Below are 20,707 nucleotides of genomic sequence, written 5' to 3'. Positions count from 1 at the left end.
CACCCATGGCACGCAACAAGGGCGCAGCACAGGGAACCCCGGCAACAGCGGCACTGGCCGCGGCCGGGGTTCCCTTTGTGCTCCACCCTTATACCCACGATCCCGCCGCCGCCAGCTACGGGCTTGAAGCGGCCGAGGTCCTCGGCATCGATCCGTCGAGGGTCTTCAAGACCCTGATGGTGGAGGTGGAGGGCCGGCTGGCCGTGGGAATCGTGCCGGTGAGCGGAACCCTTGACCTGAAGGCGTTCGCTGCGGCTCTGGGAGCCAAGAAGGCCGCAATGGCGGATCCCGCCGCCGCCCAGCGGCGCACCGGCTACGTGCTCGGCGGCATTTCACCCCTCGGCCAGCGGCTGCCCTCCCCCACCGTGCTGGACACGAGCGCCCTTGCACTGGATAGCCTGCTGGTTTCCGGCGGCAGGCGCGGGCTGGACATCGAACTGGCCCCCGCCGACCTGGTCCGCCTCACGAACGCCGTCACGGCGCCGATCAGCTCACTGGCCTCCGGAAGCCAGTGAGCCCAGGGCGCCCGGGTTGAGCCGGGGAGCCAGCTGCTGCCGCAGCCACGCCTTAACCCGCCCTTCCCAGCGGTCGGGGTCGACGTTCCATTCCTTCGTGTGGCGGGCCTGGTGGAAGGGCTCGAAGGTCACCATCTCCGGATTCCGCTCTGCAAGCAGCGCCGAGGGTTCGTAGGGCACGTATTCGTCGTCGACGCTGTGCAGGATCAGCGTGGGAGTCCGCAGTTCAACGGCCCGGGACACCCAGTCCATCGCCTTCAGGTCCACGGGCGCGGACAGTCCGGTCAGCCGCCTGCCCAGGGGGTGCCCCAGCATAAGCTGGCCGTACCGCCCCACCAGGGAGGGAATCCTGTTCAGCTGTGCATGGTGTGCCAGTACATTGACCCAGTCCGTGACCGGCGCATCGAGCACCATGGCCCGGATCAGGTGGCGGTAGCGGGACAGGTCGGCGGTCTGCAGGCAGATGGCGCCGCCCATTGACCAGCCGAACAGCACGATTTCCTCCGCCCCGTTAGCCAGGGCGTACTCGATGGCCGCTTCGATGTCCCGCCACTCCGTGGAGCCCAGTCCGTAACGGCCGTCATCGGCTGACGGTGCCAGGCCGTCATTGCGATAGGAAACCAGGAGGCTGGTGAGCCCCAGTTCCAGCGCGGGCCCGACGGCGCGGAGGGCCTCCTGCCTGGTGGCACCGCGTCCGTGCACCATCACCGCCCAGGTGCGGGCAGTGCCGCCGGCGCGGACCAGCCAGGCGGGCGCCTGCCCGCGCTCCACGTCGATGGCGACGTCCTCGTAGGGAATTCCGACGGCGGCCGGGTCCGGATGGACGGCACCGCTCCACCAGCCGCGGCGCGCCGCGGAGAGGTCACCGGCGTACACCGCTTCGACCTCGCGCAGCACGGTCCGGTCGGCGGGCGAGTAGGAGACGATGCGGCCGATCCGTGCGTGCCCCTTGCCGCCGTCGAAAAAGAACCCGTAGACACCGTCCACCGTGGTGTCGTCGGTGGCGGCGAAGATGGCCCGCTGCCCCTGGCCGTCCCTGATGACGGCAAGCACCTCCTGGTCCGACGTCCGCTGCCGGGCGGGCGTAATGACCCGGCGCGCGAAGTACACCGCCAGCGCGGATGAGCCGGTGGCCAGGAGCCCGGCCAGGCCGCCCCCGCCGATCGCTCCGCCGATTGCCCACTTTGCCCGGAGCGACATTCCGCCGGTCTCGGGGCGATGGACGGGGGCGGGGCGGGTTCGCTGCAAAGATGCCATGGAACTATTCTTACCGCCCGGTCACCGAAGCCCGCATTCCGCCACTGGCCGCCAAGGCCGGCCCCGGCCTCCATCCGGGTGCGGTGACCCCTGCGCACGGCCGTGCTCCGGGACTAGGCTAGGGCCATGAGTGAACCGATCGTCATCCTGACCGAAGAACCCCTGGGGGCGGACGACCGCCTGAACATCGAACGCCTGGTGGACGGAGCGGAAACGCGCCTGGTGGTGCTGGTGCCCGCAAACACCGAACGGCACCTGCTGGTGGACTTCCTTGAAAACCTTTCGATGCTGGACATTGCAAAGGCATTCAGGGAGCTGACTGCCCACACCCCCGACCCCACCCAGGAGCGGGCCCAGGCAGCGGAGACCCTCGCCGTATCCCTGGCGGCCCTGGAGGGGCTGGGCACCGGCGTTACGGGCGAGATTGTGGATGGCGGCGCCGTCAACGGGCTGGTCTCCAAGGTCCGCGAGACCGGCGCCGGGCAGGCCGTGGTGATTACCCGGCCGCACGCCGTCGCCGACACCTTCCATACGGACTGGGCCAACAAGGCGCAGGACCAGCTGGGGGTGCCGGTACTGCACCTGTATGCAGGCTCGGGATTTATCGGCGACTCGTAAGCGTTGACAAGGCTATGAGCATCTTCGGAAACAGCATCTTCGGAAACAAAACTACGGATGCGCCGGCCACGGCGGGTCCGGCAGGGGCCGACGTCCCGGGCACCGGTATGGAAAAGACAGACGCGCAGTGGCGCGAGGAGCTCACGCCGGAGGAGTACCACGTGCTCCGCCAGGCGGGAACCGAGCGTCCGTACACGGGCGAGTACTGGGACACCCACACTGCCGGCGTGTACCAGTGCCGCGCGTGCGGAGCGGAACTGTTCACCAGCAACGAGAAGTTCGATTCCCACTGCGGCTGGCCGTCCTTCTGGGCCCCGCTGGCCGAAGGAAACGTCCGCTACATCCACGACCGGACGCTGGGAATGGACCGGGTGGAGGTCCGCTGCGCCACCTGCGATTCCCATCTGGGGCACGTCTTTGAAGGCGAGGGCTACGGAACCCCCACCGACCAGCGCTACTGCATCAACTCCATTTCCATCCGGCTGGTTCCCGCGGAGGATCCGCAGGTCAACGGTCCGGACCAGGAGGCCTGAACCCGCAGGTAAGGACCTGCTCCAACCACCGGAAAGGGCACTAAGCAAAAGGAATACTTAAGCTTAGGCGCTTTTCCAATTAGCCCTGCTGGTTGCTTGCTACGCTCGCCATAGTTAGCAAGCAACCAGAAAGGCAGCCCACGATGACCGAAACCCTGACCACCGCCGTCACCGGGATTTCAGCCGAGAACCACGACTGGCTCCGGCTCAAGGCAGCCGCCACCGCCCTCCAGGCCTTCCAGTCCCAGGACGGCTCCATTCCGGACGCTGCACACCACGCGGAGGCCGCTGCCCGCGCCAACGAGATCATCGATGCGCTCCGCGCCCTCACCCCCGCCTTCCCGCATGATGCTGCCTACTTGGACGCTGCGTGCACCGACTTCTCCCGGTGGGCCCAGGGCGGCTTCGCCACCCCCGACTTCCTGTCCTCCCTGCTGGCCTTCCAGCCGCAGGAACAGCGCCGCGACGGCCTCCAGCACCTGGTCGTCTTCCCCATGTACACCCAGAACGGCAGCAGCAACCGCCTGGTGGAGGCCGTTCTGGTGGAGGTAATCTGGCCGGAATTCATCGCAGGGCTTGAAGCCGGCGACTACTCGAACAAGCTGTTCGTACCCATCCGGTTCGTGGACTTCACCGCCGGCTACGACACCAACTCGGCAGTGCTGTTCCCGGAAACGGTGGCAGTCAGCAAGACGCCCACCTTCACCTGGGGTGCGATTTTCGCGGACAGGGAGGCAGCCAGGTTCCGCCGCGTCCTCAAGGCCGCCGCCGAGATCACCGCCCTGGAACTGCCGGAGGGCGCCGCGGACATGCTGGCGGACCAGGACCTGACGGAGGCGACGTTCGTTATGTGGGACCTGATCCATGACAGGACCCACATGCGCGGCGACCTGCCGTTTGATCCGTTCATGATCAAGCAACGGATGCCGTTTTTCCTGTACTCCCTGGAAGAACTGCGCTGCGACCTCACGGCCTTCCGCGAGTCCGTGCGGATCGAAAATGATGACGACGCCGATCCAGAGGCCCGCCGCCACGCGAAGCTGGTGCAGTACGCCATCATTTTTGACCGCATCTTCCGCTTTGCGATCACCGGCAGCCGGGTCCGGAACTACGACGGCCTGGGTGGCCAACTCCTCTTCGCGTGGCTGCACCAGCAGCGGGTCCTCCACTGGACCGACACCCGGCTCACCATCGACTGGGATGAGGTGTCCACCGCCGTGATCGCCCTCGGCGCCAGCATCGACGACCTGTACTGGCGCTCCATCGACCGGCCCAAAACGGCCCATTGGCTGGCCGCGTACCAGCTGATCTCCGCCACCGTCACGCCCCACCCGGCGTCGGTCTGGGCCAGGGGCCCGGAGGCGCTGCCGCTGGCAGGTCCGCCGCGCGGCCTCACCGACCAGGTCCTCGATGACGAATTCCCGCTGTCCATGTTCTACGAAGCACTGGAAAAGAAGATGCGTCCTGTCATTGAATCCACGGCCGGCATTACCGGAGCGTCTGCGCTGTGACAGCTGGAGCTGGGCCGGCAAAACCGCCGCTGAACGTCCTGGTTGCGGGTGGCAGCGGAGCATCCGGCGTGGCCGTGGCGCGGGCGCTCCGGGAGGCCGGGCACCGCGTCTCCACCGTGGGCACGGACCTGGAACGGATCCAGTCTGCGGCACAACAGGCGGGCGACGGCGTTGCCCCCTATGTGTGCGACCTTGCACGGATGGAGGAGGTACGGCAGCTGCGGACCGAGGTCACCGCGGCTGCCGGCCCCATGGATGCCGTGATCCATCTGGTGGGCGGCTGGCGCGGCGCAAAAGGCATTCCGGACCAGACCGACGAGGACTGGGACTTCCTCGAGCGCGCAGCCATCACCACGCTCCGCAACGTCTCACGCGTTTTTTACGACGACGTTGCCGCCTCGCCGAGCGGCCGCTTCGCCATGGTGTCCTCCACCACCGCCGCCAAGCCCACCGCGGCAACAGCCAGTTACGCCGCTGCGAAGGCAGCGGCCGAGGCCTGGACCCTGGCCATCGCGGACGGCTTCAGCCGCGACGCCGGGAAGAACGGCGGCGGCGCCGCGGCCGCCGTCGTCCTGGTGGTCAAAGCGCTGGTGGATGACAAGATGCGATTGAGCCACCCCGAACGGTCTTTCGCCGGCGCAACTGACGTCGAAGACCTGGCGCGCGCCGTCGTCGGGCTCTTTGATGCACCAGCCGCCGGGCTGAACGGCCGCCGGCTGCAGCTGGCGGCCCGACCCGCACCGGACCGGACTTTCCTTAGACTGAAAGCGTGAGCAAAGCCATGACAACCACCGTTGAAACAGCCGCCGGCATCCGCCTCCACGATCCGAACGTGCGGGGGTTCGCCTCGGACAACTACTCGGGCGTCCATCCCGAGGTGTTGGCGGCGCTGGCGGCCGCCAACGACGGTCACCAGGTCTCCTACGGCGAGGACGACTACACCGCACGGCTGCAGCAACTGATGGAGGACCACTTCGGCCCCGGCATCGAGTGTTTTCCCGTCTTCAACGGCACCGGCGCCAACGTCCTTTCGCTGCAGTCGCTGCTCCCCCGCTGGGGCGCCGTGGTCTGCGCCTCCACCGCCCACATCAACATGGACGAGAACGGCGCCCCGGAACGCATCGGCGGCATCAAGCTGCTGCACGTCCCCACGCCGGACGGCAAGCTCACGCCCGAACTGATTGACCGCGAGGCCTGGGGCTGGGGGGACGAACACCGCGCCCAGCCGCTGGCCGTGTCCATCACCCAGACCACGGAACTTGGCACGTGCTACACCCCGGATGAAGTGCGGGCCATTGCCGGGCACGCCCATGCCAAGGGGATGAAGCTGCACATGGACGGCGCCCGGCTGGCCAACGCGGCGGCGCACCTCCAAGTTCCGCTGCGGGCCTTCACGCGCGACGCAGGGGTGGACATCCTGTCCTTCGGCGGCACCAAGAACGGGCTGCTTTTCGGCGAAGTGGTGGTGGCACTGAACCCGGAGGCAGCCCACGGCCTGGTCTACCTCCGCAAGATGGACATGCAGCTGGCATCCAAGATGCGGTTCCTGTCGGCGCAGTTCATCGCGCTCCTGGAAGGCGACCTGTGGCTGCGGTCCGCCTCGCACGCCAACGCCATGGCCGCCCGGCTCCGCGCCGCCGTCGACACCATCGACGGCGTCCGGCCCACCCAGGCGACCGAATCCAACGGCGTGTTCGCCATCCTCCCCGAAGGCGTGGCTGACAGGCTTCGGGCGTCATTCCGGTTCTACGACTGGAACGAAGCCACGCGGGAGGTGCGCTGGATGTGTTCCTTCGACACCACAGAAGAGGATGTGGATTCCTTTGTTGCCGCACTCCGCCGGGAACTTCACAGTGGCGGGAACTGACAGTCCGCGCCCCCGGCAGGCGGCGAGCCTACCCGCCCTGCCCCGCCCAGTTGCGTAACCTGCGAAGGTGAACGCACTTGACCAGGTTCCCCCGGAATTTCTCCACGCCTTGGGAACCCTCAGGAAAGCCCAGTGCCGCCGGGAACTCCGCCTGGCGGAGATCCCCGCGCCGGCCCGGTTGGCGCCCTTTGCCGTGGCCCTTGGCGCAGAAGTTTTCGCCCCCGGCTCCGGTCACCCTGGCACCCCGCTCCACGGCCCCGCCGCCATGGCACTCGCCGCGGCCTCAGGCACGGAAGACGAGGACGGGCTGGAGTTGGCAACGGGGCGATTCATCCTCCTCCACGATCCAGAGGGCTCCGAAGTCTGGGACGGGGAATTCCGGATCGTCACCTATATCCGTGCGGAACTGGAACCCGAGATGGGCAACGACGAAATGCTCGGAACAGTCGCCTGGACCTGGCTGGTGGAGGCGCTGGAGAACCACAAGGCGCCTTACAGGGCAGCGGGCGGCACCGCCACGCGGGTCCTCTCGGAGAGTTTCGGGACCCTGTCCGAACGGCCAGGCTCCATCGACATCGAACTGAGGGCCTCCTGGACGCCCGCCACCTCCGACGTCAAGGCCCACCTCGAGGCCTGGTCCGACATGGTCTGCACCTTCGCCGGGCTGCCGCCCCTTCCGGACGGCGTGACGCCGCTGACGCTGCGCCGCCGGAACTGAACAAGCCGGCCGGTAAACTGAAGGCATCATGACCCCTAACATTCCGGAAAACACCACGGCCGGCGTCCCGGCTGCTGATACCGCACCCCACATCACGGTGGAAGGCTTTGACAGCCCCATCCCCGAAATCGTTGAACTGGCGTCGCCCCGGGAGGGCGTTCCACTGGTCATCCAGACGCAGTCCGGCCTGGAGCGCTGCGCCGCGGCCATCGCCGCCGGAACCGGACCGGCGGGGGTCGACGCCGAACGGGCTTCCGGGTTCCGCTACGGGCAGCGCGCCTTCCTGGTCCAGATCCGGCGCGAAGGGGCCGGAACCTGGCTGATAGACCCTGAACCCTTCGACAACCTGGACATCATCAATGACGCCCTCCGCGGCGTCGAATGGATCCTGCACGCCGCCAGCCAGGACCTGCCCTGCCTCTCGGAGCTGGGCATGTGGCCGGACAAGCTCTTCGACACCGAACTTGCAGCGCGGCTGGCGGGGCTGCCCCGCGTGGGCCTGGCCGCCGTCATCGAACAGCTGCTCGGCTTCGGGCTCGCCAAGGAGCACTCGGCGGCAGACTGGTCCACCCGGCCCCTCCCGGAACCCTGGCTGCGGTATGCCGCGCTGGACGTCGAGGTCCTTACGGAACTGCGGGAGGAACTCATCGAGCTCCTGCAGGCCGACGGAAAGCTGGAATACGCCGAACAGGAGTTCGCCGCGATCCTGGCGGCAGGACTGCCTCCGGTGCGCGTGGATCCGTGGCGGAAGACCTCCGGCCTGCACCAGATCAGGGACCGCCGGCAGCTGGCAGCAGTGCGTGAGCTGTGGCTGGAGCGCGACTCCCTGGCACAGAAAAGGGACGTCGCACCGGGAAGGCTGATTCCCGACTCCGCTCTGGTGGCGGCGGCCAAAGCCATGCCGTCCACCGTGCCGCAGCTGCTGGGCACCAAGGGCTTCCACGGCCGGGCGGCGCAACGTGAAGCGCCCCGGTGGCTCCGCTGCATCGCAGCTGCACGGGACCTCGAAGAGCTTCCGCCGCTGCACCTGCCCACGAACGCGCCGCCTCCGCCCCGCGTCTGGGCGGACCGGGACCCGGAAGCCGCTGCCCGCCTGGCCACCGCACGGCCGCTGCTGCAGGCGAAGGCCGCGTCGTTGAACCTTCCGCTGGAGAACCTGCTCACCCCGGACTACCTGCGGCGGGTGGCCTGGCGGCCGCCGGCGGAAATCACCGAAGCAGCAGTCGCCACCGAACTCCGCGCCCTGGGCGCACGTGAATGGCAGGTGGAACTGGCAACCCCCCTCATTGTCGAGGCGTTCCTCCACCCGCAGCCGCTGCCCGCCAAGGAACCCAAACCGGACGCAGCCGCAGCAGGCCAGTAGGCGCCAGCCGCCTGCACCCGGCCATCCCCCACACGACCCCCCAGACGCTCTCTCACTTGATGCGTGAGTATTGGCAACGCTCTCTCACTCCACGCGTGAATATTGGCAACCCTCTCTCACTTTCTTGAAGAGAGTGAGAGAGGGATCGCCAAAAATGCGCATTAAGTGAGAGAGCGTCCCTTCAGGGCGGGGTCTTGCAGGCTAAGTTACTCGCGAGTAACATCGAACGTACTGCCGTGAGGCCGCTGCCACTGAAGGCATGCCACCGGCGCCTACGTCTCGATGAGGAGTTATACGTGAGCCACCAGGGAAGCGGCGCAGCCTTGCGCACTGTCCGGGACGTCGTCTTTGTGGACGGCCTCCGCACACCATTCGGCAGGGCCGGGGACAAGGGCATCTACGCCGGCACCCGGGCTGACGACCTGATAGTGAAATGCATCCGCGAACTGCTGCGCCGGAACCCGTCGCTGCCGCCCGGGCGCATCGATGAGGTGGCCATTGCTGCCACGACCCAGACCGGAGACCAGGGCCTCACCCTGGGCCGGACAGCCGCCCTGCTGGCCGGGCTGCCCAGGACGGTACCAGGCTTTGCCATTGACCGTATGTGCGCGGGGGCCATGACCGCGGTGACCACAACGGCAGGAGGGATCGGTTTTGGCGCGTACGACGTGGTGGTGGCCGGCGGCGTGGAACACATGGGCAACCACCCCATGGGCTCCGGCACCGACCCGAATCCGCGGTTCATGTCAGAACGGCTGGTGGACCCGGCCGCGCTGAACATGGGGAACACCGCCGAGAACCTGCATGACCGCTTTCCGGCCATCACCAAGGAAAGGACGGATGCCTACGCCGTCGCTTCGCAGGCCAAGTTCGAGGCTGCCCGCCGCGACGGCCGCATCCAGCCGGACCTGGTCCCCGTGGCAGCCCTCAAGCCCGGCCAGGGCTGGACGCTGAACACGGTGGATGAGCCGCCGCGGCCAGGCACCACCATGGCTGACCTCGCCGGCCTCCGCACCCCGTTCCGCGCCCACGGCCGCATCACCGCCGGGAACGCCGCGGGCCTGAACGACGGCGCCACCGCGGCCGTCCTGGCATCCGCAGAGGCTGCCGCCGAGCTGGGACTGCCGGTGAAGATGAGGCTGGTCAGCTACGCTTACGCGGGTGTGGAGCCCGAAGTCATGGGCATCGGGCCGGTGCCGGCCACCGAGAAGGCGCTGAAGAACGCCGGGCTCGGTATCGGGGACATTGGGCTATTTGAAATCAACGAGGCTTTTGCCGTGCAGGTGCTCAGCTTCCTGGACCACTTCGGCATTGCCGACGACGACCCCCGGGTCAACCGGTACGGCGGCGCCATCGCCGTGGGCCACCCCCTGGCCTCGTCCGGTGTGCGGCTGATGACCCAGCTCGCCCGGCAGTTCGAGGATGACCCCTCCGTCCGCTACGGCATCACCACCATGTGCGTTGGCCTGGGCATGGGTGCAACGGTGATCTGGGAGAACCCGCACAACCCGGAATACACAGACCACAGCGGAGCCCGGCCCGGGGACTCCGCCGCCACCGAAACCGCTTCCGAAGGAGCCGCATGAGCGCCGCAGATTTCACCCAGCTTGCTGACCTGTTCCCGAACGAAACGGTGACGCACTCCTACGTCCAGGACATCGAACTGCCCGCACCGGCCGGGAAGCCAAGCCCGGGCACCTTCGCGCTCATCACCCTGGACAACGGCCTGGACCATTCCAAGCCCACCACGCTCGGACCCAACACGCTGGTGGAGCTTGGCACCGCGTTGGAGGGCCTTCGGGAGCGTGCCGGTCGCGGTGAGATCGTCGGCGTCGGAGTGACCGGCAAGCCCTACTACCTTGTGGCCGGCGCCGATCTTTCCGCCGTCAAGAACCTCGAAGAACGCGAGCACGGGCTGTGGATGGCGCAGCTGGGCCATGATGTTTACGCCACCCTGGCCAACCTGGGCGTCCCCAGCTTCGCCTTCATCAACGGCGCAGCCCTGGGCGGCGGCCTCGAAATCGCGCTGCAGTCCACCTACCGCACCGTGTCCACCGGAGCCGGGGCGCTGGCATTGCCCGAAGCCTTTATCGGCCTGGTCCCCGGCTGGGGCGGCGTCTATCTCCTGCCCCGCCTCATCGGGCCGGAAAACGCCGTGAAGGTGATGATTGAAAACCCGCTCAGCAACAACCGGACGCTGACCGGACCCGAGGCCTTCAGCCTCGGCATGGCCGACGCCATCTTCGAGCCGGCCGACTTCCTGGAGCAGTCCCTGGCCTGGACTGCCGGCGTCATTTCGGGGGACATTGTTCCTGAACGCGCCAACGCCGTCGATCCTTCCGAAGCTGGAACCACCGCCCGGTGGGCTGGCGCAGTCACGGCCGGGCGGGCCTTCGTGGAGGCGAAGACGTCCAACGCGGCGCCCGCCCCGGGAAAAGTCCTGGACATCCTCGAAGCGAACCGGTCCATGACCCAGGCGGAGTCGGCTGCCCTGGAATGCGAAACACTCGCGGAGCTGATGCAGACTGACGAGTTCCGCGCCACGGTGTATGCGTTCCTGGACCTCGTGCAGAAGCGTTCCAAACGTCCCGTGGGTGCACCGGACCGCAAGCTGGCCCGCCCCGTCACCAAGGTGGGAGTTGTTGGGGCCGGCCTGATGGCGAGCCAACTGGCCCTGCTGTTCGCCCGCCAGCTGAAGGTCCCCGTGGTGATGACGGACATCGACCAGGCCCGTGTGGACAAGGGCGTGGGCTATGTCCATGCCGAGGTGGACAAGCTGCTGGGCAAGAAGCGCATCAGCCAGGATGCCGCCAACCGGACCAAGGCGCTCGTGACGGGGTCAGTGTCCAAGGACGTTTTCGTGGACGCCGATTTCGTGATCGAGGCCGTCTTCGAGGAACTCAACGTCAAGAAGCAGGTCTTTGCGGAGCTGGAGGAGATCATCAGTCCGGACTGCATCCTGGCCACCAACACCTCGTCCTTGTCGGTCACCGCCATGGCGGAGGACCTGCGGCACCCGGAGCGCGTAGTGGGCTTCCACTTCTTCAACCCCGTGGCCGTTATGCCGCTGCTGGAAATCGTCCGTGCCCCGCGGACTGACGACGCCGTACTCGCCACCGCTTTCGAGCTCGCCAAAGGCCTGAAGAAAACGGCAGTGCTCGTCAAGGACGCTGCCGCGTTCGTGGTCAACCGGATCCTGCTGCGGCTGATGGGCGAAGTGACGGCCGCCTTTGACGAGGGCACCCCGGCTGACGTGGCGGACAACGCCCTGCGGCCCATGGGCCTGCCCATGACGCCCTTCACCTTGGGCGCCATGGTGGGACTGCCCGTGGCCCAGCACGTGCAGGAATCGCTCCACGCAGCCTTCGGCGAACGCTTCACGGTGTCCGCCAACCTTCAGAAGCTCATCGACAACGGCGTGAAAAGCCTGTGGGCGGCAGGCCCGGACGGCTCGAAGGAGATCCCGGAGTCCACCTTGTCGCTGATGTCCTTCGGTTCTTCCCCCTCCACCGCGGAGCAGGTGCTGCGGCGCACCCAGGACGCGCTCGCCGAGGAAATCGGCCTGATGCTCGCGGAAGGCGTGGTTGCAGGCCCGGAGGATATTGACCTCTGCATGATCCTCGGCGCCGGATGGCCAATGTTCCTAGGCGGCATCACCCCATACCTGGACAGGGTGGGCGCCTCCGAGCGGGTCAACGGCAGGCGCTTCCTGCCGCCGGGAGTGGCGTCCCGCCCGGCTTAGTCACCGGCAAGGTGGCCGGCTGACTTAGTCAGCCGGCCAGCCTGCCGCCCTCCAGCCCCACAATGCGGTCTGCCATCTCCCTGGCATAGGCGAGGTCATGCGTGACCAGAACGACGGCGGCGCCCTCCCCTGCCGCGGCACGCACCGCAGCGTCCAGGAGGGCCAGGCCCTCGCCGTCGAGCGCCACGGTGGGTTCGTCCAGGGCCAGGACCGCGGGCCTGCGGGCAAGGACCGAGGCAAGGGCAAGGAGTCGCTGGCTGGACGCGGGCAGTTCGGCGGGGTGCTCCCCTGCGGCCCCCGCCAGGCCGACAGTTGCCAGCGCTTCCAGGGCCCGCCGGTCCGTTTCGGCGGGCGGGAAGATGCGGCCCAGGCCGAAGCGGACCTCCCGGAGCACAGTCCGCTCGAACAGCTGGTCCCGGGGTTGCTGGAACAGCAGTCCCACGGAGCGGGCCACGTTGCCCGCCGGTGTCCCTGCAATGTCCGAGCCATGGACGAGGACTTGCCCGGAGGTGGGGCGCAGCAGCCCGTTAAGGTGCCGCAGCAGCGTTGATTTCCCCGCGCCATTGAGACCGGTGACTGCCACGACCTCCCCGGGGTTGACCGCCAGGCTGACGTCCTGCAGCACGTGCGGCGTGGCGTCGCCCGGAGCGCCCGCCGCGCCTGCCCGCCGTGCACGCCGAGGGGGTTTCCTGCCGCCGGCTTTGAAATCGAAGGAGACTCCGCGGAGCTCCAGTACCGGGGCTGGCGGCGCCACGCCAGGCTGCACCCGGGCTTGGCGGTGCGGACGCGGTGACATTTCGTGCCGGGCTGCATCATGTCCTGCCGCGGCACTGCCGGGGGACCGGATGCCCGACGGCAGCAGCCCGGAGCCCTGGTGCAGTTCGGCAGGAGTGCCGCTGGCCGTTACTCGGCCGTCCATCAGGACATACCATGTGCCGGCGTCAAGGAGCGGCGCGTCCACCACCTGGCTGAGGACCACGACGGCGGTGCCGCCCTTGACGAGGTCCCGCATCAGCTGTGCCAGTCCGGCCGCTCCGGCGCTGTCCAGCGATGCGAAGGGCTCGTCCATGATCAGCACCTTCGGTTCCGTGACGATGGCGCAGCCGATGGCAAGGCGGCGCAGCTGGCCGCCCGAAAGCCGGGCGGGGTTGTGGTTGAGGAGGTCCGTGAGCCCCAGGAGTGCGGCGGTACGTTCCACCATGGACTTCATGACGCCGCGTTCCACCGCCCTGTTCTCGAGTCCGAACGCGAGTTCCTCAGCCACTGTGGCCCGCACCGTGGACAGGACGGCCGCTGGGTCCTGGGGAACAAACCCCACGTGCCGGCCCCATTCAGCGGGATTGATGCGCGGATCCCCGCTGCCGCCGAACTGCAGCCTGGTGCCCGCGAGCTCCAGGAAGCCGTGGAGGGTTCCCCCGCCTCCGGGCGGAAGCCAGCCGGCCAGCAGCCGGCCAAGGGTGGATTTCCCGCTTCCCGACGGCCCAAGGATTGCGGTGAACGTTCCCGGGACGAACGCGAGCTCCATCCCGTGCAGGACGGGCGCAGCGTCGTCGTGGAACGTGAAGGTCCTGATGCCGGCCGAGAGTACCGGCCCGGCGGTTTCGAGGGTGTCCCGTGCGCCCGCCATCTCCTAGGTTCCCTCCGCTGCAAGCCAAAGCCGGACGGCGACTGCAGCCGCGGCGGCCACCAGCAGGACAACGCGGAGCGCCCGCTGGGGTTTGGAATCCGGCACATCCCGGTAGCTGGTCCGGGGTCCCGGGTTGCTGAAGCCGCGGGACTCCAGCGCCGCAGCACGGGTTCCGGCGTCCTCCACAAGGGACAGGACCAGCGGCACTGCCTGGCGCCGGAAGGCCGCCACCCGGTGCAGCAGCCCGCGCCGGATCACCAGCCCACGGGATTCCTGGGCCTGCCGGATGCGTTCCACCCTGGAGGTGATGGCCGGCAGCAGGGTGAGCGTGGACGCCAGCACGAAAGCGAACCTGCCCTGGACGCCGCGCACAGACAACGCCGCCACCAGGTCCGGAACGCTGACACTGAAGGAGAACACCAGGAGGGCGAGGACAACGGCGCCCAGCTGCGCTGCCCGGTTCAGGGCGAAGGAGAGCCCTTCGGACGTGACGCGTGCAGGGCCCCACTCGGCGAGCACGGTGTCCCCTTCGGGGAAGAACAGGCCATGCAGCACCAGCAGCGACAAGCACAGCGGCACCAGGATGGCAGCTGCCGCTGGCAGGAGCCGCCGCACCGAACCACTCCAGGCTGCGAGGCCCACTGCCGTGGCAATCACGGCAAGGGACAGCGGCAGGTACGCTGCCGCCGTCGTGATGGCCGCCGTGCTGCCAGCGGCTGCCAGCGAGGTCAGCGGGTGGAGGCGCACCGCCGGATCAGGAGCCTTGTTCGGGCGTCTTGCCTGCCAGCACGCGGTGCCTGCGGATGAACGGGAACTGCAGCCGCGCGCGCCGTGGAAGGGCGTAAACCAGGATGGCCACCACGGTGAACACAATCGCTTTGTCCATGGGGTCGGAGATGAGCGCCTGTTTGGTGATGGCGCCCAGGAGGGAGTCGCCCATGGACCGGAAGGCGCTGACGATGGCACCGGTGGCTACGCCGGAGGTGCCGCCGAAGACAAAAGCCGCCACCGGCGCGGACACCACGCCGCCGATGATGCCGGTGACGAACCCTGCCACCGGTGCGAGATAGAAACGCCGGAACATCCCGTGGCGGGCGGCGAGGCCGGCAAGGCAGCCGATCAGGGCGGCCCCGGCGGCGAAGGGCAGCACAGTGGGGTTGAAGAAGGACCATACAATGCTGCTCAGCGCACCGGTTGCTGCACCGGCGGCCGGGCCGGCCAGCACCGCGATGAGGACCGTGCCGATGGTGTCCAGGTAGAACGGGACCAGGGTGCTGCCCACGAACTGGCCGAGCACGATGTTCAGCACCAGTGCCACCGGGATCAGCACCACGGTGGAGGCCGGCAACGTGGGGAGCACGGCGACAATCAGCAGGACGGCTCCGATGAGGAAGCCGGAAAGGGCGATCAGGGCGGACGCGCTGCCCGGCCCGCCGGTGATATCGGCAGGCTGGTTGAGGACCAGGTAGACGTAGGTGCCGGCGATGGCCACGGCGCCGAGGATTTCCAGCAGCCGGCGTTTGCGGGCGGCCGCCGGTGACGTGGACGGCAGCGTCAGGGAGTGCGATGACATGGAGTTCCTTCAGGGTGCGCACGGAGGGCCCGGTGTTCCCGGGCCGGGCGGAGCGCTGCGTATGTCACCTCGGCAGCAGCCGGCAGGCAGCCTGCGCCTTTCCGGTCCGCGCACAATTCTACCGGCAGCAGCCTTTGTTGGGCGCCCTTTCAGCCCACGCGGCGGGCCAGGTTCCCGACGGCGGACACCAGCTCCCGGAAGGCCGCCTCCGGATGGTTCGTGGAGACCACGCGGGCGTTCGGCGGCGCTCCCCAGAGGCCCCGGAAATCGGCCACGGTGGTGCCCATCAGGAGCGGTGATCCGGTCTCGACGTCGACGGTGGCGGGCCGTGCCTCGAACTCCAGGGTGCCCGCGGCCACGCCCGCTGCGAAGTAGTCATGGACGTGGGCGAGGTATCCCTGGTCATAATGGCGGTGGAACTCGAAGTAGAACCGCAGGGCATCGGACAGGTGCCTGATGAGCACGTTGTCAGAGGCGCTGCGCTGTCCCTCGGGCTGGCCGGGCTGCACCAGCTCGGGGACTGTTGCGCCCGCGGCCTCCGCCAGCTGCCGGACATGTTCCGGGTGCAGCTCCATCCGCTCGGTGGTGTCCAGGGAACAGACAATGGGGAGCTTTTCCAGGGGGCGGCCCTGGAAGGCCGCGTACACTTCCTTAGCCGCATGCGGATCCACGTGGGTGTTCCACTCCGCGGTGGGCGTGGTGTTGCCCTGGTGGTAGAAGCTGCCGCCCATAATGACCACCTTCGCCAACAGCTCGGGGAGCCTGGGTTCCTGCCGGAGCGCCAGCGCGAAGTTGGTCAGGGGTGCGGTGATCAGCGCAGTGAGCTCCCCCGGCCGCGCCCGGGCATGTTCCACCCAGAGGTCGACGGCGTCCCGCGGTGAGACGGCGCCCTCAGGTTCCGGCAGGACGGCGTAACCGATGCCTTGCGGGCCGTGCGTTTCCGGGGTGGTCACCAGCGGAACGGCCAACGGCTTGCGGGCGCCGACGGCCACTTCCACTCCCGGGCGTCCGCACAGCTCCAGCAGTGCCAGGGTGTTGCGCGCCACCTGGTCCGCGTCCACGTTCCCCGGGGTTGCGGTGACGGTGACGAACTCGGTGTCCGGCAGGGCCGCAAGGTAGGCGAGGGCCAGGGCGTCGTCGATGCCCGTGTCCACATCCAGCAGGAAGGCGGTCATGGCGTTCCTAGAAGAGCGCTACCTTGGGCGCTGCGGGGAAGATGCCGTCCAGTTCCGCGAGGTCCTTTTCGGAGGGTACCCAGTCCGCTGCTTCCGCGTTCTGGCGGACCTGCTCCGGCCGGGTGGCTCCCGCTATGACGCTGGCCACGCAGGGCTGGACGGCCAGCCAGGAGAAGGCAACCTGGATCTCGCTCAAGCCGCGGTCCTTGGCGAAGCTGCTGAACCTGTCCAACTGGTCCCAGTCGGCGTCGTGGACCAGATGGGTGCGCGTGTGGCTGAGCCTGGAGCCCTCCGGGGCGTGGCCGGGCGAGTACTTGCCGGTCAGCAGTCCGTTGGCGAGGGGGAAGTACGGCAGGACGCCCAGTCCGAATTCCACCGCCGCCGGTGTCACCTCGAGTTCCGCCCTGCGGTCCAGGAGATTGTAGTGGTTCTGGGTGGAGATGAAGCGGGCGCTGCCGAGTTCGCGGGCGACGTACTCTGCCTGGGCGATCTGCCAGCCGGCCCGGTTGGAGTGCCCGAGGTAGCGGACCTTGCCGCTGGTGACCAGCGTGTCCAGGGCGGACAGGGTTTCGTCAATGGGGGTCAGCGGGTCCGGCGTGTGGAACTGGTAGAGGTCGATCCAGTCGGTGCCCAGCCGCCGCAGCGACGCCTCCACTGCCTGGATAATGTAGCGGCGGGAGCCGCGCGCCCCGAAGTCCGGCCCGCTGGCGCCTTTCATGTTCATGCCGAACTTGGTGGCCAGGACGACGCCGGGCCGCCGGCTGCCGAGCGCCTTGCCGAGCATTGTTTCGCTGAGGCCGGGTTCGCGGCCGTAGGTGTCGGCGACGTCGAACAGGGTGATTCCGGCGTCGAGTGCCGCATGGACCACGGCGTCAGTGGCTTCCTGGGATTCGGTGGGGGTGTTGGCGCGGCCAAGGTTGTTGCAGCCCAGGCCCACGGTGGAGACGGTCAGGCCGGATCTGCCGACGCGGCGGTACGTGGTCACGGGATCCTCCTAAAGGCTGAAGCCGGTGGCGGCCTTGGCTGAGTGCTTGAGTTTGAAGTTCTCAGGCTCGTTGTACGGGGCGACGCCGATGCTGAGCTTGGTGAAGTCCAGGTCCTCACTCCGGCTGCAGACCTTGATGGCGTTCACGGCTTTGTTCACCTCTGGGCAGAGGCAGAAGATGTTCAGCTTGTAGTCCGTGAACCCGGAACGCTCCACGGTGCCCAGTCCACGCCATGCCAGGTGGCTGATGAGGGCATCCGTTGCTTTCTCTTCCAGGTAGCGGTCGCGGTCCGTGCCTTCCCTGGTTTTCAGGGCGAACTGGGCTACTACCCAGAACTGCTCCTCGTCGGGGATTTCGGCGTAGCCGTCCTCCGCGCACTGGGCCGCGAACGCGTCCAGGAGGCCCTCGGCTGCCTCCGCATCCGGCACGTCGGTCTCTTCCGTCTTGCTCTGGTGCCCCACCACGCCGTAGTTCATGACGAACTGGCTGTAGTCCTGGTCATACCAGGCCTCCCGGAAGTGGAGGGTGCCCTCGTCGTCGCGCTTGTAGACCCTGACAATTCCGCTCATTTTCGTCCCTCTGTGAACCATGCGACGTCAGTGCCGTCGAACGGAGCCTGTTGCGCCTTGACGGCCTGGTAAAGCTGGTCTGCTGCACGTTGGATGTCCGCCACCAGGAGGTCCGGGTAGTGCATGGAGACGCTGTGCTCCGCGAACTCGTCCTGGTCGTCGATGAACACGCCCCGGTCTGCGGTGCGGATGACGTCCAGGTCCATGTCGATCACGTGGAACTCGGTGACGGCGGGCCGGATGACCGTCCACTCGTGGGCCACGGCCAGGTCCACGTACACACGGACCTGGTTGGGGTGGGCGTCGTCGTAGAAGGTGGCAACCCAGTCGCCGGAGCGCGGAACCAGCAGCACGGCGTCGGATTTGGTGTAGAACGCCGCCCCGGGCCGGGAGCAGAACTCATTGGTGCCCTGGAAGATCCACCACCCGTGCCGGTCTTCGCCGAGGTACCGGCCGGGCACCACCCAGTGCGCCTTGCCGTTCCATTTCCTGTTCCTGGACACCACCAACTGGCCCGGCTTCAGCCCCGCGGGTACCCGGGTAGTAGTGGTGTGCATGGCCGGCCCGGACTCCCCCACCGCACCCGGGTACTTCAGTGCGTCTTCTTCCCTCACAGAATCGGAAGGCTGCCGGTGGTGGGGTGCTGCTGGCCGGGCAGGGGACGCGCAAACGGGACCTTTGTCCCCAGAACCTGCGCTACGACGTCGTGCGTTATCTGCTGGGCCGTAAGGCCCACGCGTTCAAGGATCTGGCCGCGGGTGCCGTGGTCCAGGAATTCGACCGGCAGGCCAACCTCGTTCAGGGCGGTGTCCACCCCTGCTGCGCGCATTTCCTGGCGGATCCGTGAACCGACGCCGCCGGCACGGACGCCGTCCTCGATGCAGATGACCAGGCGGTGGTGGGACGCCAGGGCAATGATGGAGCGCGGGACGGGAAGCACCCAGCGCGGGTCCACCACGGTGGTGCTGATGCCTTGCGCGCCAAGCCTGTTGGACACGTCCAGCGCAAGCTCGGACATGGCGCCCACACTGACGATCAGGACATCGTTCTCGGTTGAGCCGCTGGGCCTGCGGGACAGTACGTCCACGCCGTCGCTCAACCGTTCAAGGGCTTCCACTTCGGCACCCACCGATCCCTTGGAAAAGCGGACCACGGTGGGTGCATCGCTGATGGCCACGGCTTCGCGGAGTTCCTCACGCAGGCGGCTGGCATCGCGCGGCGCTGCCAGGTGGAGGCCCGGGACGATCTGGACCATGGACATGTCCCACATGCCGTGGTGGCTGGCGCCGTCCGGCCCCGTGACACCGGCCCGGTCAAGGACGATGGTGACGCCTGCCTTGTGGAGGGCAACGTCCATCAGGAGCTGGTCGAAGGCCCGGTTGAGGAAGGTGGCGTACACGGCAACCACCGGGTGCAGGCCGCCGAACGCCATGCCCGCGGCAGAGGTGAGGGCGTGCTGTTCGGCGATTCCCACGTCGATCACGCGGTCCGGGTGCCGGGCCGCGAACTTGTGCAGGCCCACGGGGATGAGCATGGCGCCGGTAATGCCCACGACGTCCTTCCGCTCATCCGCGATCGCGGCGATCTCATCGGCGAACACGGACGTCCAGGACTGGGCGCCCGCGGTTCCGGTGGGCTCGCCGGTTTCGGGATCGATGATGCCGACGGCGTGGAACTGGTCAGCCTCGTGGGCGCGTGCCGGGGCGTAGCCGTGGCCCTTTTCGGTCATGGCATGGACAATCACGGGACCGGCGTAGTGCTTGGCCGTGGCCAGGGCATGCTCCATGGCCTGGAGGTTGTGGCCGTCCACGGGGCCGATGTACTTCATGCCGAGGTCCTCGAACATTCCCTGCGGCGCCCACCAGTCCTTGATGCCCTTCTTCATGGCGTGCAGGCTCTTGTAGGTGAACTGGCCCACGGGGCCGCCGCTCTGGAGCTTCTTCTTCCACCAGTCCAGCGCGCGCTCGTAGGCGGGGGTGGCCCGGAAGGAGTCGATGGTGGGGCGGAGGGAGGCAAGGTAGTCGGCGAAGCCGCCCACGGTAGGGGCATAGGACCTGCCGTTGTCATTGACCACAATCACCACGCGGCGCTTCTTGTCGGCCGCGATGTTGTTGATGGCTTCCCAGGCCATGCCGCCGGTCAAGGCACCGTCACCCACGACGGCGACGACGTGCCGGTCGCCCTCGCCGGTGAGCTGCCGGGCGCGGGAGATGCCGTCGGCCCAGGACAGCGAGGAGGAGGCGTGCGAGCTTTCCACGATGTCGTGCTCGGACTCCGCGCGGGCGGGGTAGCCGGAGAGGCCGCCTTCCTGCCGCAGCGTGCTGAAGTCCTGCCGCCCGGTCAGGAGCTTGTGGACGTACGACTGGTGGCCGGTGTCAAAAACGATGCTGTCGCGGGGCGAGTCGAAGATGCGGTGCACGGCCAGCGTCAGCTCCACCACGCCGAGGTTTGGTCCGAGGTGGCCGCCCGTCTGGGAGACGTTCGTGATCAGGAACTCCCTGATCTCCGAAGCCAGCTCTTTCAGCTGCTCTTCGGACAACTCGTTCAGGTCCTGCGGATTCCGGATGGTGTCCAAGATTCCCAATGACCCCTCCTTCGGGTGGTAGACGTGCCGTTTAACTCTAACGCCTCGGCCTGCAGGGCCTGACTCACC

At 67.9% G+C, this 20,707-nt stretch carries 19 protein-coding genes; 10 read left to right on the top strand and 9 right to left on the bottom strand.

The genetic code is table 11. From position 1 onward, the window contains the following. Positions 1–5: 5 nt before the first annotated feature. Positions 6–515 carry a Cys-tRNA(Pro) deacylase gene (gene ybaK / locus FHJ30_RS08815; RefSeq protein WP_139028935.1) on the top strand — a complete coding sequence of 170 codons (510 nt, stop codon included), beginning with the start codon at positions 6–8 and terminating at the stop codon, positions 513–515. On the opposite strand, the gene FHJ30_RS08810 is transcribed toward ybaK, so the two are convergent. Then, complete coding sequence (locus FHJ30_RS08810) at positions 492–1,772, bottom strand: S9 family peptidase (protein WP_139028934.1); 1,281 nt, start codon at positions 1,770–1,772, stop codon at positions 492–494. The two genes, ybaK and FHJ30_RS08810, sit on opposite strands and share 24 nt — an antisense overlap. Positions 1,773–1,898: 126 nt before the next feature. On the opposite strand from FHJ30_RS08810, the gene FHJ30_RS08805 reads away from it, so the two are divergent. From FHJ30_RS08805 to FHJ30_RS08765, 9 genes are all read left to right on the top strand, one after another. Beyond that, complete coding sequence (locus FHJ30_RS08805) at positions 1,899–2,390, top strand: hypothetical protein (RefSeq protein ID WP_139028933.1); 492 nt, start codon at positions 1,899–1,901, stop codon at positions 2,388–2,390. 14 nt (positions 2,391–2,404) lie between these two features. Continuing rightward, positions 2,405–2,923 (top strand): peptide-methionine (R)-S-oxide reductase MsrB, encoded by a 519-nt coding sequence (msrB, locus tag FHJ30_RS08800; protein ID WP_171058972.1) that lies wholly within the window; start codon positions 2,405–2,407, stop codon positions 2,921–2,923. A 143-nt stretch (positions 2,924–3,066) separates the two neighbouring features. Further along, on the top strand, positions 3,067–4,434 hold the full coding sequence (locus FHJ30_RS08795; protein WP_139028932.1) for a DUF6421 family protein: 1,368 nt from the start codon (positions 3,067–3,069) through the stop codon (positions 4,432–4,434). After that, a complete protein-coding gene (locus FHJ30_RS08790) occupies positions 4,431–5,207 on the top strand; it encodes an SDR family NAD(P)-dependent oxidoreductase (RefSeq protein ID WP_139028931.1) in 777 nt (258 codons plus the stop codon). The genes FHJ30_RS08795 and FHJ30_RS08790 overlap by 4 nt, the downstream gene beginning before the upstream one ends. A gap of 8 nt (positions 5,208–5,215) precedes the next feature. Next, positions 5,216–6,301, top strand: a complete 1,086-nt coding sequence (locus FHJ30_RS08785) for a low specificity L-threonine aldolase (protein WP_139029041.1) — start codon at positions 5,216–5,218, stop codon at positions 6,299–6,301. A 67-nt stretch (positions 6,302–6,368) separates the two neighbouring features. Beyond that, positions 6,369–7,019 carry a DUF3000 domain-containing protein gene (locus FHJ30_RS08780; protein WP_139028930.1) on the top strand — a complete coding sequence of 217 codons (651 nt, stop codon included), beginning with the start codon at positions 6,369–6,371 and terminating at the stop codon, positions 7,017–7,019. A 28-nt stretch (positions 7,020–7,047) separates the two neighbouring features. Continuing rightward, complete coding sequence (locus FHJ30_RS08775; protein ID WP_139028929.1) at positions 7,048–8,382, top strand: HRDC domain-containing protein; 1,335 nt, start codon at positions 7,048–7,050, stop codon at positions 8,380–8,382. A gap of 296 nt (positions 8,383–8,678) precedes the next feature. Next, positions 8,679–9,968 carry an acetyl-CoA C-acyltransferase gene (locus FHJ30_RS08770; protein WP_139028928.1) on the top strand — a complete coding sequence of 430 codons (1,290 nt, stop codon included), beginning with the start codon at positions 8,679–8,681 and terminating at the stop codon, positions 9,966–9,968. Continuing rightward, on the top strand, positions 9,965–12,124 hold the full coding sequence (locus FHJ30_RS08765) for a 3-hydroxyacyl-CoA dehydrogenase NAD-binding domain-containing protein (RefSeq protein ID WP_139028927.1): 2,160 nt from the start codon (positions 9,965–9,967) through the stop codon (positions 12,122–12,124). The genes FHJ30_RS08770 and FHJ30_RS08765 overlap by 4 nt, the downstream gene beginning before the upstream one ends. Positions 12,125–12,152: 28 nt before the next feature. Here FHJ30_RS08765 and FHJ30_RS08760 read toward each other — a convergent pair whose 3' ends face one another. From FHJ30_RS08760 to dxs, 8 genes are all read right to left on the bottom strand, one after another. Beyond that, the gene (locus tag FHJ30_RS08760; protein ID WP_139028926.1) at positions 12,153–13,751 is read right to left on the bottom strand and encodes an ABC transporter ATP-binding protein; all 1,599 of its coding nucleotides are present in this window, start codon (positions 13,749–13,751) and stop codon (positions 12,153–12,155) included. Positions 13,752–13,754: 3 nt separating this feature from the next. Next, a complete protein-coding gene (locus FHJ30_RS08755) occupies positions 13,755–14,498 on the bottom strand; it encodes an energy-coupling factor transporter transmembrane component T (RefSeq protein ID WP_139028925.1) in 744 nt (247 codons plus the stop codon). 7 nt (positions 14,499–14,505) lie between these two features. Beyond that, the gene (locus FHJ30_RS08750; protein ID WP_139028924.1) at positions 14,506–15,324 is read right to left on the bottom strand and encodes an ECF transporter S component; all 819 of its coding nucleotides are present in this window, start codon (positions 15,322–15,324) and stop codon (positions 14,506–14,508) included. Between the two features lie 149 nt (positions 15,325–15,473). Then, positions 15,474–16,499, bottom strand: a complete 1,026-nt coding sequence (locus FHJ30_RS08745; protein WP_139028923.1) for a nucleoside hydrolase — start codon at positions 16,497–16,499, stop codon at positions 15,474–15,476. A 7-nt stretch (positions 16,500–16,506) separates the two neighbouring features. Further along, a complete protein-coding gene (locus FHJ30_RS08740; RefSeq protein WP_139028922.1) occupies positions 16,507–17,484 on the bottom strand; it encodes an aldo/keto reductase in 978 nt (325 codons plus the stop codon). Positions 17,485–17,493: 9 nt separating this feature from the next. Next, complete coding sequence (locus FHJ30_RS08735) at positions 17,494–18,054, bottom strand: hypothetical protein (RefSeq protein WP_139028921.1); 561 nt, start codon at positions 18,052–18,054, stop codon at positions 17,494–17,496. Continuing rightward, positions 18,051–18,668: a DUF402 domain-containing protein gene (locus FHJ30_RS08730; RefSeq protein WP_171058971.1), complete on the bottom strand. Its 618-nt coding sequence runs from the start codon at positions 18,666–18,668 to the stop codon at positions 18,051–18,053. Before FHJ30_RS08730 ends, FHJ30_RS08735 begins: the two co-directional genes overlap by 4 nt. Further along, the gene (gene dxs, locus FHJ30_RS08725) at positions 18,665–20,638 is read right to left on the bottom strand and encodes a 1-deoxy-D-xylulose-5-phosphate synthase (protein ID WP_139028920.1); all 1,974 of its coding nucleotides are present in this window, start codon (positions 20,636–20,638) and stop codon (positions 18,665–18,667) included. Before dxs ends, FHJ30_RS08730 begins: the two co-directional genes overlap by 4 nt. Positions 20,639–20,707: the final 69 nt, after the last annotated feature.

Source organism: Arthrobacter sp. BB-1 (genome assembly GCF_006151685.1).
GTDB lineage: Bacteria > Actinomycetota > Actinomycetes > Actinomycetales > Micrococcaceae > Arthrobacter.
The sequence above is the reverse complement of the archived record's forward strand: the minus strand, read 5'-3'. Positions and strand labels throughout refer to the sequence as shown.